This window comes from Rhizobium sp. AG207R, assembly GCF_027109195.1.
Lineage (GTDB): Bacteria > Pseudomonadota > Alphaproteobacteria > Rhizobiales > Rhizobiaceae > Rhizobium > Rhizobium dioscoreae.
Window position 1 is genome coordinate 309358 of sequence record NZ_JAEPVT010000009.1, and the last position, 13690, is coordinate 323047.

Annotated in this window: 17 protein-coding genes and 1 tRNA gene; 11 read left to right on the forward strand and 7 right to left on the reverse strand. The window is 58.3% G+C overall.

Translation table 11 applies throughout. The features are described 5' to 3' along the window. Positions 1–33: 33 nt before the first annotated feature. A complete protein-coding gene (locus tag JJQ51_RS22745; RefSeq protein WP_069612245.1) occupies positions 34–1443 on the reverse strand; it encodes an L-serine ammonia-lyase in 1410 nt (469 codons plus the stop codon). Between the two features lie 198 nt (positions 1444–1641). On the opposite strand from JJQ51_RS22745, the gene JJQ51_RS22750 reads away from it, so the two are divergent. The 3 genes from JJQ51_RS22750 to JJQ51_RS22760 all read left to right on the forward strand — a co-directional run bounded on the left by JJQ51_RS22750 (position 1642) and on the right by JJQ51_RS22760 (position 3871). Next, the gene (locus tag JJQ51_RS22750) at positions 1642–2334 is read left to right on the forward strand and encodes a DUF599 domain-containing protein (RefSeq protein ID WP_069612246.1); all 693 of its coding nucleotides are present in this window, start codon (positions 1642–1644) and stop codon (positions 2332–2334) included. Between the two features lie 61 nt (positions 2335–2395). Continuing rightward, entirely contained in the window at positions 2396–3385 is a 990-nt protein-coding gene (locus tag JJQ51_RS22755; RefSeq protein WP_113355701.1) for a heparan-alpha-glucosaminide N-acetyltransferase, read from the forward strand. Positions 3386–3397: 12 nt separating this feature from the next. Continuing rightward, positions 3398–3871, forward strand: a complete 474-nt coding sequence (locus JJQ51_RS22760) for a methyltransferase family protein (protein ID WP_113355702.1) — start codon at positions 3398–3400, stop codon at positions 3869–3871. Positions 3872–3893: 22 nt separating this feature from the next. Here the strand turns inward: JJQ51_RS22760 and JJQ51_RS22765 are convergent, their stop codons facing one another. Next, positions 3894–4283, reverse strand: a complete 390-nt coding sequence (locus JJQ51_RS22765) for a MerR family transcriptional regulator (RefSeq protein WP_069612249.1) — start codon at positions 4281–4283, stop codon at positions 3894–3896. Positions 4284–4704: 421 nt separating this feature from the next. Between JJQ51_RS22765 and JJQ51_RS22770 the strand changes: the two genes are divergently transcribed. After that, complete coding sequence (locus JJQ51_RS22770) at positions 4705–5199, forward strand: peptide deformylase (RefSeq protein ID WP_113355703.1); 495 nt, start codon at positions 4705–4707, stop codon at positions 5197–5199. Between the two features lie 60 nt (positions 5200–5259). On the opposite strand, the gene JJQ51_RS22775 is transcribed toward JJQ51_RS22770, so the two are convergent. The 3 genes from JJQ51_RS22775 to JJQ51_RS22785 all read right to left on the reverse strand — a co-directional run bounded on the left by JJQ51_RS22775 (position 5260) and on the right by JJQ51_RS22785 (position 6700). Beyond that, on the reverse strand, positions 5260–5796 hold the full coding sequence (locus JJQ51_RS22775) for a hypothetical protein (RefSeq protein ID WP_083258154.1): 537 nt from the start codon (positions 5794–5796) through the stop codon (positions 5260–5262). A gap of 262 nt (positions 5797–6058) precedes the next feature. After that, the gene (locus JJQ51_RS22780; protein WP_113355704.1) at positions 6059–6364 is read right to left on the reverse strand and encodes a hypothetical protein; all 306 of its coding nucleotides are present in this window, start codon (positions 6362–6364) and stop codon (positions 6059–6061) included. An 18-nt stretch (positions 6365–6382) separates the two neighbouring features. Beyond that, positions 6383–6700, reverse strand: coding sequence for a hypothetical protein (locus tag JJQ51_RS22785; RefSeq protein WP_113333835.1), 318 nt, complete (start codon positions 6698–6700; stop codon positions 6383–6385). Positions 6701–7281: 581 nt separating this feature from the next. Between JJQ51_RS22785 and JJQ51_RS22790 the strand changes: the two genes are divergently transcribed. Beyond that, positions 7282–7443, forward strand: coding sequence for a hypothetical protein (locus tag JJQ51_RS22790; protein WP_162748898.1), 162 nt, complete (start codon positions 7282–7284; stop codon positions 7441–7443). A 110-nt stretch (positions 7444–7553) separates the two neighbouring features. Here the strand turns inward: JJQ51_RS22790 and lipB are convergent, their stop codons facing one another. Continuing rightward, positions 7554–8270: a lipoyl(octanoyl) transferase LipB gene (gene lipB, locus JJQ51_RS22795; RefSeq protein ID WP_113333849.1), complete on the reverse strand. Its 717-nt coding sequence runs from the start codon at positions 8268–8270 to the stop codon at positions 7554–7556. Positions 8271–8509: 239 nt separating this feature from the next. Between lipB and JJQ51_RS22800 the strand changes: the two genes are divergently transcribed. The 3 genes from JJQ51_RS22800 (at position 8510) to JJQ51_RS22810 (ending at position 9373) form a co-directional block, all read left to right on the forward strand. After that, positions 8510–8594: transfer RNA gene (locus JJQ51_RS22800), tRNA-Leu, on the forward strand. A gap of 292 nt (positions 8595–8886) precedes the next feature. After that, positions 8887–9102, forward strand: a complete 216-nt coding sequence (locus tag JJQ51_RS22805; protein WP_015339986.1) for a hypothetical protein — start codon at positions 8887–8889, stop codon at positions 9100–9102. A 76-nt stretch (positions 9103–9178) separates the two neighbouring features. Continuing rightward, positions 9179–9373 (forward strand): hypothetical protein, encoded by a 195-nt coding sequence (locus JJQ51_RS22810; protein WP_113333833.1) that lies wholly within the window; start codon positions 9179–9181, stop codon positions 9371–9373. A gap of 144 nt (positions 9374–9517) precedes the next feature. Here the strand turns inward: JJQ51_RS22810 and JJQ51_RS22815 are convergent, their stop codons facing one another. Continuing rightward, complete coding sequence (locus JJQ51_RS22815) at positions 9518–9940, reverse strand: helix-turn-helix domain-containing protein (protein WP_113333832.1); 423 nt, start codon at positions 9938–9940, stop codon at positions 9518–9520. 218 nt (positions 9941–10158) lie between these two features. Between JJQ51_RS22815 and JJQ51_RS22820 the strand changes: the two genes are divergently transcribed. The 3 genes from JJQ51_RS22820 to JJQ51_RS22830 form a co-directional block, all read left to right on the forward strand. Beyond that, positions 10159–11094, forward strand: a complete 936-nt coding sequence (locus JJQ51_RS22820; protein WP_269245350.1) for a DMT family transporter — start codon at positions 10159–10161, stop codon at positions 11092–11094. A gap of 81 nt (positions 11095–11175) precedes the next feature. Then, positions 11176–13185 (forward strand): acetyl-CoA carboxylase biotin carboxylase subunit, encoded by a 2010-nt coding sequence (locus JJQ51_RS22825; RefSeq protein WP_113333830.1) that lies wholly within the window; start codon positions 11176–11178, stop codon positions 13183–13185. Positions 13186–13347: 162 nt separating this feature from the next. Next, positions 13348–13690 (forward strand): alcohol dehydrogenase catalytic domain-containing protein (locus tag JJQ51_RS22830; RefSeq protein ID WP_269245351.1); only part of this gene is annotated, 343 nt, incomplete at its 3' end.

Consider the following 13690-nt stretch of genomic DNA (forward strand, 5'->3'; position numbering starts at 1 on the left):
ACTCCCAAGATCGGGCTTCGACCTTGGGCCACATCAGCATTCCACGACATTGACGGCGAGGCCGCCAGTCGAAGTTTCCTTGTATTTCTCGCTCATGTCGTGACCCGTCTGGCGCATGGTTTCGATGCAGGCGTCGAGTGGTACGAAATGCTGGCCGTCGCCCTTGATCGCAAGCGAAGCGGCAGTGACCGCCTTGACCGCACCAAGCGCGTTACGCTCGATGCAAGGCACCTGCACCAGGCCGGCGATTGGGTCGCAGGTCATGCCGAGGTGATGTTCAAGCGCGATTTCCGCGGCATTCTCGATCTGCTCCGGCGTCGCCCCCATGACAGCGGCAAGTCCCGCAGCCGCCATCGCGGCCGCCGAGCCCACCTCGCCCTGACAGCCGACTTCGGCGCCTGAGATCGAGGCGTTGTGCTTGATGATGCCGCCGACGGCGGCGGCGGTCAGAAGATAGTTGCGAATGCCGTCCTGATCCCAATCCTCGTGGAAATGCTGATAATAGCGGATCGTTGCCGGAATGACGCCGGCCGCTCCGTTGGTCGGCGCGGTGACCACGCGGCCGCCGGCCGCATTCTCTTCATTGACGGCCATGGCGTAGACGCTGAGCCAGTCATTGGCGAGCAGCGGATTGATGCGGTTGCTGCGCCATTCTTCCTGCAATTTATCATGGATGGCACGCGCACGCCGGCGCACCTTCAGGCCACCAGGCATGATGCCATCGACCTTGAGGCCACGATCGATGCAGCTGCTCATGGCCGCCCAGATGCGGTCGAGGCCGGCATCCAGCTCTTCGGCGCTCATATGCGTCTCTTCATTGGCGCGCTTCATCTGCGCAATCGAAAGGCCGGAACGCTCGGACATTTCGAGCATCTGCTTGGCACTGGCGAAGGGGAACGGAACACGCTCGCCGGCTGGGGCAGGCTTTTTCCGGTCGGCCTTCATCTGCTCCAATTCTGTATCGGTGACGACGAAGCCGCCGCCGACGGAATAATAAATGCGCTTGACCAGTAGGCGCTCGTCCTTGTCGAAGGCGGAGAAGCTCATGCCGTTGGCATGACCGGGCAGCGGCACCTTCTTGTCGAAGATGAGATCTGTCTTGGGCTGGAATCGATAGGCCGGATGGCCTGGCGGCGTGATGCGCCCGCTGCGCTCCACTTCGTCGATAATGGCATCCATATGATCGGGATCGACGCTATCAGGCTTCTCGCCCATCAGGCCGAGAATAACCGCCCTGCCCGTGCCGTGGCCAATGCCCGTGTGGGCGAGCGAGCCATGCAGGCTGACCTTGATCGACTCGACATGCACATTCGAAGACGGACGCGGCCATTCGTTCGAAAGAACGAGGTCGAGGAAGCGATTCGCGGCCGACATCGGCCCCATCGTGTGCGAGCTGGACGGTCCCACACCGATCTTGAACACATCGAAAACTGAGAGAAACATGGACCTTTGGTGCCTCCAGGCAAATCGATTTCCGGCAAGGCTACGCTATCGGGGCAAGCTTGCACGGCGATTGGCCGACATCGGATTTCATGGCAGCGACATTACATATAGGCATTCGGGGAAGCAAACAGAAGGCCATTGCACGCAGCCCGCGCTGCGCTACAGTCCACATCGGATTGATCTGGAGAATCTCCCTTTATGACGACTGCCGACTATGTCGCCCTCGCCCTCTTCATCCTTCTCTGGGTCGCGCTGAACTGGATCGTCAGCAGCGCCAGCTTCTTCAATCGTACAAGCCTGACGCTGGCAATGAACGAGCGTCGCCGCGAATGGATCTACAACTCCCTTCGCCGCGACCTGAAGATGATCGACACACAGATCCTCTCAGGCCTGCAGAACGGCACCGGCTTCTTCGCCTCCACCTCGATCTTCGCCATCGGCAGCTGCTTTGCGTTGCTCGGCGCCACCGACAAGATCAATGCCTTCTTCTCCGACATGCCCTTCATCTTCAACGGCGGCCGGACAGCTTTCGAAATCAAGGTGGCCGGGCTTGCCTGTCTCTTTGGCTATGCCTTCTTCAAGTTCGGTTGGGCCTATCGCCTATTCAATTACTGCACCATTCTCTTCGGCTCCCTGCCGATGCTGGAAGATGCCATTCGTGATCCCGTGCGTGCCGAACGCGCCGCAGAGCGGGTCATCCGCATGAACATCATCGCGGCCCGGAATTTCAACTCCGGCCTACGGGCCATTTTCCTGTCAATTGGCTATCTCGGCTGGTTTCTGAGCCCTTACGTTTTCATGGTCACGACCATGTTCATCATCATCGTGCTGGTCCGCCGGCAGTTTTTTTCCGATGCCCGTCTGGCCATTATGGATAGCGATGTGCCATGACATGCTCGCGCTGTCTCAAGCGGCGCTCGTGATCTGAGTTCATGCCTGGAAGGACCCGCCAATGGTCGCTATCGCCGAGAGTGCCGATGCACCGCAAAAGACGCCCCGCATCGGCATTCTGGACACGGCGCGCGGCGTCGCACTCCTGGCCATGGCAAGCTATCACTGCACCTGGGATTTCGAGTTCTTCGGCTATCTCGATTCCGGCACGGCGGAAACAGGCTGGCTGAAGCTTTATGCCCGCGCGATCGCCAGCACCTTCCTGTTTCTGGCAGGATTCAGCCTCGTGCTTGCGAATACGCCGGAGATTCGCTGGCGGTCTTATTGGCGGCGGCTGGGCATGATTGTCGCGGCGGCCGCTGCGATCTCTCTCGTCACCTTCATCGGCATGCGCGAGGAGTGGATATTCTTCGGCATCCTGCACAGCATCGCGGCGGCGAGCCTTATCGGCCTCCTGTTCCTGCGCTTGCCGGCATTTGTGACGCTTCTGGTTGCAGTATTGCTCACGGTGGGCATTGTGATCGACAACGTCGTCGCGCCGCTGTCGCTGCATTCGACGTTCTTCGATGCGCCGTGGCTATGGTGGATCGGGCTTTCGGAAAACATGCAGCGTTCGAACGACTACGTGCCGCTCTTCCCGTGGCTGACGCCATTCCTGTTCGGCCTCGGCGTGGCGCAATTGGCGACATCTCTTAGCTGGCTTAAATGGTTGGCAAAATTCGGCCCCGGCAGCAATCTCATTGCCCGGGCCGGTCGGCACAGTCTGATCTTCTATCTGCTGCACCAGCCGGTGCTGTTCGGCCTCGTCTACATTTTGTCACTGGTCGCACCGGCTCCGCCTCAGGACGCGACCGTCGGCTATATCAGGCAATGCGTGGCCTCCTGCACCCGGTCGGGCAGCGAATCCATGTGCCGCAGCTTCTGCCAATGCACACTCGATAAATTACAAGCCCAGAATCTTTTCAAACCATTGGAATCCGGGGCGATCAAAGCAGATAGCGATGAACGTGTAAGCCGAATCGCGATACAATGTACGGATGAAGCGCAATGACAGGGTTATTCTATGAATGCCTATCGTTCGAAGTCGCTGAGTTTTCCGTGGCCGCCGCTGCTCTATAGCCTCGCCGTAATGGCAGCGCTGTATCTGCAGCGGGTGCATGCCTTGCCGTTGCCCTTTGTCTGGGCTCTTGTTTCTTGGGTGTTTGGCGCGCTTCTGACCACCTTCGCCGTGACGCTGAACGTTTGGGCCGTCAAGACGCTCCTAGAGCGCCGCACGACCGTTCTGACGCAGCGCTGTACGGCGCATCTGGTGACGACTGGCCCCTTTCGCTTCACCCGCAACCCGACCTATCTCGGCTATACCTTGCTGACCGCGGGCCTCGGCCTGCTGATCGGCAATCTCTGGTTCCTGGCGATGGCAGCCGTGGCGGCTGCCTTGACGACATTACTCGTCATCCGTTGCGAAGAGATGCATCTCCTCTCGCGATTCGGCTGTGAGTTCGAATTCTATTGCAAGCGGACGCGCCGCTGGCTTTGACAAGCTGAAGGCCTGGTCGCGATCACGTCCCGACGCCAATTTCGGCGAGACGTCCAAGGCAAGCTTCTTCGACATTGTCGAGTTCGCTCAGCGTATCGTCGATATCCTTGCGCTTTTGGCGCAGCTCATCGCGCTTCTCATCGACGCGCTTCATCAGCAGCTTGAGCTGACCGATCTCGCCCGGAGGCTCTTTATAGACCTGAATGATCTCGCGAATCTCGGCAATGGTGAAGCCGATGCGGCGGCCGCGCAGGATTTCCATGATCAGACGCCGGTCGGCCGGACGGAATAGGCGCGTACGGCCTCTGCGCTCAGGGTGGATGAGACCCTCGTCCTCGTAGAACCTCAAGGTCCGGGTCGAAACCCCGAATTCCCGAGTGAGCTCCGTTATGCTATAGTATCCGTCGACCAAGAATCCGCCCCTATCTGCTGCCCATGATAATATTGACTTTTACGTAATAGTCAATTTTCGCGGGTTGCAGTCAGTTCCCGACCCGCCAGTGCCGCCCAAAACCACAGGCTCGCAAGCCCTGACAAGGCAAAATTCCTCGTAAATTCGATGGGAACGGTCATAAAAGCAGAGGACGCCTCAGCCATTCGATGCACGAATCATGCGATGGAGGTTCGAATGGCGGAATGCGGTGATTGCATCTTCAACGATGGCAGACGTCATTCGGCTAGATGGCCTCCGGCTCGATTGAAATCGATGTAAAACAAGTGGATGATGGAAAAAGCTCATAGGGAAAGCGCAGCCATCGGGACGGTGGCATTGCAACCACCTTCCCCTTATTCTGGCAGCCTCCTACCTATGTCTTCCATCCGTAGAGAGCACCATGTCGCCTCGCCCCATCATCCGCTTTCCCGATCCGCTACTACGAACCGCCTGCGCTGCTGTCACCGCCTTCGACGACGATCTGCAAGCGCTCGTCACCGACCTGCTGGATACGATGCGGGCTGCGCCCGGCGTTGGCATCACCGGCCCGCATATCGGCGTCCTCAAGCGAGTCGTCGTGATTGAACTCAGCCGCGAGGATGGCGTGCGCACCTATATCAATCCGGAAATCCTATGGTCGTCGCCGGAAACCATGCGGCATACGGAGGGCAGCGTTTCCATGCCCGGAGTGACGGAAGAGATCGTCAGGGCGAAATCGATCCGCTTTCGCTATCGGGATGTCGCCGGCGAGGCCCATGAAGCGGAGGCGGACGACTTTCTGGCTATTTGCATCCAGCACGAGATCGACCAGCTGGACGGCATTTTCTGGCTGCAGCGGCTTTCCAAGCTCAAGCGCGATCGGCTTGTCAAAAAATGGGAAAAGATGCGGGCTTGATGTCCATAAAAGGAAACGGGCGCCCAAAGGCGCCCGCTCCGTAATCGCTTGGCTTCGCAATCAGCCCTTGAGCTTGGAATTGCAGAGGCTGTAGTAGCCGCCGCCCTTCTGAATCCACTTCAGACCGCCGAGCGAATTGCTGGTCTTGGCGGCGTTGTATGCATCGACGCAGGTGTGGAAGCGGGCTTTGCCGGGCGTCTCGGTAGCATATTTGGGGTCGACCTTTGCCGGGAAGGTTACGCCAGCTGGCGCAGCCGTCGTCGGCTTTGCCGGTTCGGCTGCCGGCGGCTTCGTCGCGTCGGGCTCGCTGGCATCGACCTTGGCAGCCGCAGTGGTCTTCGCCGGCTTGGCAGGCGTCGTAGCCGCTGGTGCGGTGGCTGCGGGAGCGGTAGTCGTAGTGGCGCTGGCGTCCGCACTGCACTGCGTTGCGCGGAAGTCATTCCACTTCTGGCCATTCAAGGTACCAGCGGTCTTGGCCGCCTGGTATTTGGCGCTGCACTCTTTCATGGTTAGCGCAGAAGCCGAAGAAGCGAGGCCCATCGAGCCTACAACTGTGAGAGACGCAAGAGACATCAACAGGATGGCACGACTTGTCATTGGCATATCCTCCGCTCTATGACGAATGTCGAAACTATTAATCGTATCGTCCATATCGATTGTCAATCGACGCGCGATCTGGGGGCGACGGAAGACACCATATGCGGACGAACATGAACGCAAACTGTACAAAAATAGCCATCGAAAAGAGTGGCTTGGCTGGGCTGACAATCCTTGATGGCGGTTCGCCGGCGCGCTGAGTGCAGCTGGAGGTAGAAAGAGACCGCAACCCCGATCTGGCACATTGATCGGCATGATTCTGCTATTCGCAGGTCAGCGATGCGCTTGGGCTGCAATAGCACTCATAACGGGGAGCCGGGCAGGTTGCGGTCGCGAGGCTGAAATCCTGGCAATTGCATTGGACGTGAAACTGTTGATCTGCCGTTGCGGATGTCGCGCTGTAGATCGAAAAGCCGGTGCCGATATCGGCCGGACGAGACCCGACGCTGAAGGAATAGGTCGAAGCTGCGCTTTGCGGCGGCGAGTTATTCTGCTGACCCCACGCCATCAATGGAAGGCAGAGCACACCGAAGATGGCAAGCAATAGCCTTGACGACGATTTGGCCATATCTCGCGCCCACCTTTCCTACTGGCACATCAGATAAGCGTGCGGAACGCAGGTGCATGCGTAAGATTGGGTCGGGCACGTCATGTCCTGCAATGTCCGGTCGTCGCAATTGCACGTTACGAAATAGGATGAATTGTTCGGCATCTTCAGAATGCTCGAGGTGGAATAGCCGCTGCCAAGATCCGCGCGCCGATAGCTGAAGCTTGAAGCCGAATTCTGGGCATTCTGGTTACCGCCGGCGGTCTGCGCCATGACCGGCAAGACGGACACGGTAAGGAGGAGTAGCGCCTTGAAGCCTGTCTTCCAATAACGGGTCACGCCAAAAACGGCTCTCATTGTCCTTACTCCATTCTGCAGTTTTGTTTGGGAATGAACTCTAATTTCGGAATGTTTCTTCCGTTTCTCCGTCTGTTGCTAAACCTTTCTGCCCGCAATTTTCAGCCATGAGATGAACGGAACGTCGCCGGTGCCGCGTCTCGGCACAATGGTTGGGAAAACCCCTGTGGCTTACGTCCGACCCCTTGCCGACGATATCACCACCGCGCGGAGGGAAAAAGTCGTTAGGACCCTATCAAAGGCTGACGGCGATCACGGTTTCGCGAAGAATAGGAGCGATTGTGGGAGGGATACAACCTATCCTGAAACTTGGACCTTGAAGTGCAGACGCATCGCCCTAATTTCATTAGTGCAGTTCCCCTCTCTGTGCCCTGGATGCTCTCCCTTCCAGGGCATTTTTCTTTTGTGGCACTTTTCTTGTCGAGCCGGGCATGCGGTGAAAACGGACCATCGCACCAAATGATTCGCAACGGCTCCCAAATGGGCGTAAGCTGTCCCCACCGTTGGCTACCGAACCCGTAGGCGCCATCGGCTGAGAGAGACGACGCGCTCTCGCCTGCAGAGGTCAAGGAGTTACCCGCATGACCTCGCATGATAATCACGACAATATCTTGAGCGATCAGAAACTGCATGATCTTCTCAGGGCAGAAGACAAAATAGATCTTTTGGAAAAATCGAAACGGCGCGCTTTGGATGAATGGGAAGTGCCCGTGCCAGAGGATGCCGAACAGCTTTCCTTGTGAGGTATGGCGGCTTTTTCGCAGTAGATCGGACAGGTCGTTTGACCTGTCCTGCTTAGCGCTGGAATTCCGCGCAGCATCCTGGATCGCCTTCCGGCGATCACCGATTGGCTTCACGCGTCATTGATCGTTTCGCCGAAGACTTGTTCAAACGCCTCGCGGAGACGGATATCGACATCCGCCATCATGACCGGCAGGCCAAGATCGACGAGGCTGGTGACGCCATAAGCCGAGATTCCGCAAGGAATGATGCCGGTGAAGTGCCCGAGATCGGGGTCGACGTTCAGCGAAAGGCCGTGAAATGTCACCCATTTGCGCACACGGATACCGAGGGCTGCAATTTTGTCCTCCGCCACGGTACCGTCTGCAAGAATCGGCTTCTCCGGGCGCCTGACCCATACGCCGACCCGATCTTCTCGCCGCTCGCCACGTACATTCATCGAATCAAGCGTGCGAATGATGACCTCCTCGAGCGCGCCGACGAAGGCGCGGATATCCTGTCGCCGACACTTCAGGTCCAGCATGACATAGGCCACGCGCTGACCTGGCCCGTGATAGGTATATTCGCCGCCGCGTCCGGTCGCAAAGACCGGGAATCGATCCGGCTCGATCAGATCGGCGGCATTGGCGCTGGTGCCTGCCGTATAGAGTGGCGGATGCTCGACCAGCCAGACGAGTTCCGGCGCCCGCCCCTCAGCAATCGCGGCCACTTCCGCCTCCATCGTGGCCACGGCCTCTTCATATGGCACGAGGCCCTCGCTGATCCGCCAGCGGACGGGCGGCGTGCCTTGAACGGGAAACATTTGGTGAGAAAGTTCGGTGCGAAGCATATGGCAGTCCTTTGCGCGCCGCGCCGGCCGCATATGTGGAAAACTTGCGTGCCGACGGGTTGTCCACATATGGCGCTATTCGGGCGGGAATTCAAACATGTAAGGCGTTTCCGCCGCATCCGGACCAGCTCGATCGGGCGAGCTGTGAAGGAATTTAAAAAAACTGACATATCGCTCTTGTGCCCCCCGAATGCTTTTGCTACATGCAGCCGCGCCGGAGCAATCTGGCCTACCACGATGCGGTCGTGGCGGAATTGGTAGACGCGCAGCGTTGAGGTCGCTGTGGGGCAACCCGTGGAAGTTCGAGTCTTCTCGACCGCACCAAGAACCCGGCTTTGGCCGGGTTTTTTGTTTTTGAAACAATACCTAGCCAGCTCTTGTTTCAGCGTGACATTATCTGACATGCCATCGTCCGCCCGCGGACGACACGCGAACCGATCAAAGCGTCGGGAATATTGCAGTGCCGCCCCGTTATCCAAACAAGTTGCTCACGAAATTTATGCCAAGAGGTAATTCACCTACCCTGATGGGCCGGAACAGCCGTCGTATTTCCATGGTCACTTGACTTCGCGCTCCTCTCTGGCACCGTGAACTTCTTCAGATATGAGGAAGATGAATGACGCCGGAACGCTTTTCAGAATGCCTTTTGCATATACGCTGGACGCCCATCAATCTGGCGAGCGCTCTGCAATGCGACCTGTCATGGGTGGAGGCGCTGGAAGCTGGAAATGCCAAAGTCCCGGAAGGGTTGGCGGAATGGCTGGAAACTCTAGCGCAATGCCATGAGAAAGCCGGCGTTCCAACCACTTATCGCGGCCGCGGACACGACTGAGATTGAGGGATACGAGCCCGGAGAACGAATGACAGCTCGAAACAGCGGATAACTCATTCCAACGGAGGGATTGGAGATGAATGATGATTTTCGCTTGAAGCTTATCAAAATCAGAGGCGAAAAGATCGCCCATCGCAACGAACTGCTGGCGATGAAGATGCAGGGCGCAAATACCAAAGGGGCTGGCCAGGATATCGATCTCGACGGCATGATCGCCCGCGAACAGCTCGCGATCGATAATCTCGACGATACGATTGCCCGTCTCAGCTAGAGCAATTCCAGGAAAAGTGCGTAGCGTTTTTCCGTCCCGAATTGAAAGAAAACAAAAAGATAGAGCGGTTCGGGGATTCCATGAAAAGCTGAGCCTCTCAAGAGAAGTTCAGCGCAGCGCCATGAATGTTAAAGGTCGCCACGCTCAATGCGCCACATCCTTGCTGAGATTGCGTAGCCTGATCTGATGGTCGAGGCGTTCAAGCTGGTTTGTCGTCGCCTCGATCAGCCGGCCGATCTCCTGATAGGCCGTCCGAAGCCGCGAAAGCTCGTTCCTGACAGCTTCCAGCGCGCGCTCGTCGCTGTCTTCTCCCGGCCCATCACCAGATCCCGTCATCAACCATGCCGGAGAAACATCGAAAAGCGCCGACATTTTCGCCAGAGCGGAGGGATTGGGTTCAGCCCGATCGGATTCCCAGGCGAGCATCGTCTCCTCGCTGACGCCAAGCTGCCCAGCGAGCGTCTTGAGACTGATTCCCGCTGCATCGCGCGCCATGGACAAGCGCCCTCCAAGCGTATCACCGCCTTCATCCGAAAAAACGGTCGTCTCTTGTTCTGGTTTGAACATCGGTGCGATCCCTTTCCTGGTTGCGCCGGCAGTTTTGTGCCGCGCATTCATGTTTTAGCTGTTTCCAAAGCTCCAGATAGGTCTAAGGGCGTCATCTCGCCATGGCGATCTGTCCCAATTGGAAAAGTCTGACACTTTTCGCTGGCTGTCGGCGAGACTTGCAGCTCGCTCCTGATCGCGCCTTGATTGCATGCTTTTCCTGTGTTTGATGTTCGTGCATGTCCATCTCTCCCGCCGCTTCCACACAGCAAAATCCGCTTAGAGGCATGGCGATCATGGCAAGCGCCATGATCCTGTTGCCGACGATGGATGCGATCGCCAAATACATGGCGAGCTTCGAAGGCATGTCGCCGGGCCAGGTGACCTTCTATCGCTTCTTCTTTCAGCTTGTGTGCATGCTGCCGCTGCTCGCGACCGCAACCGGACGGTCAGCCTTTTCGGCAAAACGCCCCTGGATGAATCTGCTGCGCGGCGCGCTTCATGGCGCTGCGAGCCTGCTCTTCTTCGCCGCGGTCAAATACATGCCGCTTGCCGATGTCTTCGCGATCTATTTCGTCGAGCCGTTCATGCTGACGGCGCTTTCTGCCCTGTTTCTGGGCGATAAGGTCGGCTGGCGGCGATGGCTGGCGATCGTTATCGGCTTCGGCGGCGCAATGATCGTCATTCAGCCGAGTTTTGCGATCTTCGGATTGAAGGCGCTGCTGCCGGTCGCCTGTGCATTTCTCTATGCGCTGTATCTTTTCATGAACCGCGCCGTCGGTGAGGCGGATTCGCCGCTGACGATGCAGATCATGGCGGGTCTCGGCGGCACCGTCTTCATGGCCCTGGCTCTGCTTGCCGGCTCCTCAGCCGGTATTGCAGATTTTGAGCCGTCCCTGCCCGGCTCGACGCTTGGACTGGCGCTCCTGCTGATTCTCGGGTCGATATCGGGCTACGCGCATATGCTTGTCGTCAGAGCCTTCCGGCTGGCGCCCTTGTCCCTACTCGCTCCATTTCAATATTTCGAGATCATCTCCGCCACCGTCCTCGGCTACGCGATCTTCGGCGATTTCCCCAATCTTTCCAAATGGATCGGCATTGCGATTATCGTCGGCTCCGGCCTCTTCATCATCTGGCGGGAGCGTATGCAATCGAGATTGGAAAAAACGACGTAGGCGCAAACATGTTGCGCATGGACCGGGCGCGCAATTTATGGCTAAAACACTGACTGAATAGGGTATTTGGGCGGAGATTGCATGTTCAAGAAAATCCTGATCGCCAATCGTGGCGAGATCGCCTGCCGCGTCATCAAGACCGCGCGACGAATGGGCATCCTCACGGTCGCCGTCTATTCCGATGCCGATCGGGATGCTCTGCATGTCGAAATGGCCGATGAATCCGTGCATATCGGCCCAGCTCCCGCAGCCGAAAGCTATCTCGTCGCTGAGAAGATCATTGCTGCCTGCAAGAAGACAGGCGCCGAGGCGGTTCATCCAGGCTACGGTTTTCTCTCCGAGCGCGCCTCCTTCTGCGCGGCGCTGGAGAAGGAAGGCATCGTCTTCATCGGCCCGAAGCCAAAGGCGATCGAAGCCATGGGCGACAAGATCGAATCGAAGAAATTCGCCAATGCCGCCAAGGTCTCCACGGTTCCGGGCTATCTCGGCATCATTGATGATGCCGATCACGCAGAAAGGATCGCTGCCGAGATCGGCTATCCCGTGATGATCAAGGCGTCCGCCGGCGGCGGCGGTAAGGGCATGCGCATCGCCTGGAGCAAGGACGAGGTGCGCGATGGTTTCGAGCGCGCCCGTTCGGAGGCGAAAAGCTCGTTCGGCGACGACCGCGTCTTCATCGAGAAATTCGTCGTCGATCCCAGGCACATCGAGATCCAGGTGCTGGCCGATGCCCATGGCAACGTCGTTTATCTTGGCGAGCGCGAATGCTCCATCCAGCGCCGGAACCAGAAGGTCGTCGAAGAAGCGCCCTCGCCTTTCCTGGATGAAGCGACGCGCAAGGCCATGGGCGAGCAGTCCGTGGCGCTTGCCAAGGCCGTCGATTATCAGAGCGCCGGCACGGTCGAATTCATCGTCGATCGCGATAGGAACTTCTATTTCCTCGAAATGAATACCCGCCTGCAAGTCGAACATCCGGTGACGGAGCTGGTGACCGGCATCGATCTCGTCGAGCAGATGATCCGCGTTGCGGCCGGCGAAAAATTGCCGTTCAAGCAATCGGATATCAAGCTCGATGGATGGGCGATCGAAAGCCGCTTGTATGCGGAAGATCCTTATCGCAACTTCCTGCCCTCGATTGGCCGTCTGACGCGCTATCGTCCGCCGCGCGAGGGTAAGACGGAGAAATCGGTCGTGCGCAACGATACCGGCGTCTTCGAAGGCGCCGAAATCTCCATGTATTACGATCCGATGATCGCCAAGCTCTGCACCTGGGCTCCGACGCGGCTAGAGGCGATCGAAGCGATGGGTGAAGCCCTGGATGGGTTTGTCGTCGATGGCATCGAGCACAATATGCCGTTCCTATCCGCATTGATGAAACATCCGCGTTGGCGCGAAGGCCGCCTCTCCACGGGCTTCATTGCCGAGGAATATCCCGATGGCTTCGCGCCGGCGACGCCGGACGAGGACCAAACCGCTTTGCTGTCGGCAATCGCCCTTTCCTGCAGCCTCATCGAATCCAACCGCCGTGAACGCTATGGCGACCGGCTGCGTCCGACCGCCGCGCCGCTGCGGGAGAGCTGGGTCGTCAAGCTCGGTGCCGACTATCTGCCTGTGACATTGCTTGAAGGCGTGGTGACCATTCCCTTCGAGATGGACATGCAGATCGGCGCCCAAACCGTAACTGTCGCAACCGACTGGCGTCCCGGCGACTCGGTATGGGTCGGCACCATCGACGGCCACAAGCTGACGGCCCAGATCCGCACCGTGCTCAATGGTCTGCGCATCGATTGGCAAGGCATTTCCGTCCGGGCCAGGGTGTTCACGCCGCGCCAGGCCGAGCTCGACAAGCTGATGCCCGTCAAATTGCCGCCGGATACGTCGAAGCTGCTGCTCTGCCCCATGCCGGGCCTAGTCGTGGCGATTGCCGTTGCCGAGGGACAGGAAGTCAAGGCGGGCGAAACGCTGGCCATCGTCGAAGCAATGAAGATGGAAAATGTCCTGCGCGCTGAACGCGATCTGGTCATCGGCAAGATCAACGCCAAGCCGGGCGAAAGCCTAGCCGTCGACGCCGTGATCATGGAATTCGCCTGATCGAGAAGCTTCGCCATCGCGGCCATATGGAAAAGCTTGCGTGGCGATTGCTCGGCCAAAACATGATAATTGCGACGCTAAGTGTCTGATTTTGGCTTGAGCCGCCCCGTGCGCCCATGCCAATGTCGCGCGGACCAAATCATAGCAAGAAGGGATGAGATCATGGACGTAAGAGCAGCGGTCGCGGTTGCGGCTGGCAAGCCGCTTGAGGTGATGACGGTTCAGCTGGAGGGGCCGAAGGCCGGCGAAGTGCTGATCGAGGTCAAGGCGACCGGCATCTGCCATACCGATGATTTCACCCTGTCCGGTGCCGATCCGGAAGGCCTCTTCCCGGCAATCCTCGGCCATGAGGGTGCCGGCATCGTCGTCGATGTCGGTCCGGGAGTGACCTCGGTGAAGAAAGGCGATCACGTCATTCCGCTCTATACGCCCGAATGCCGCGAATGCCCGTCGTGCCTCTCGCGCAAGACCAATCTCTGCACCGCGATCCGCGCGACCCAGGGCC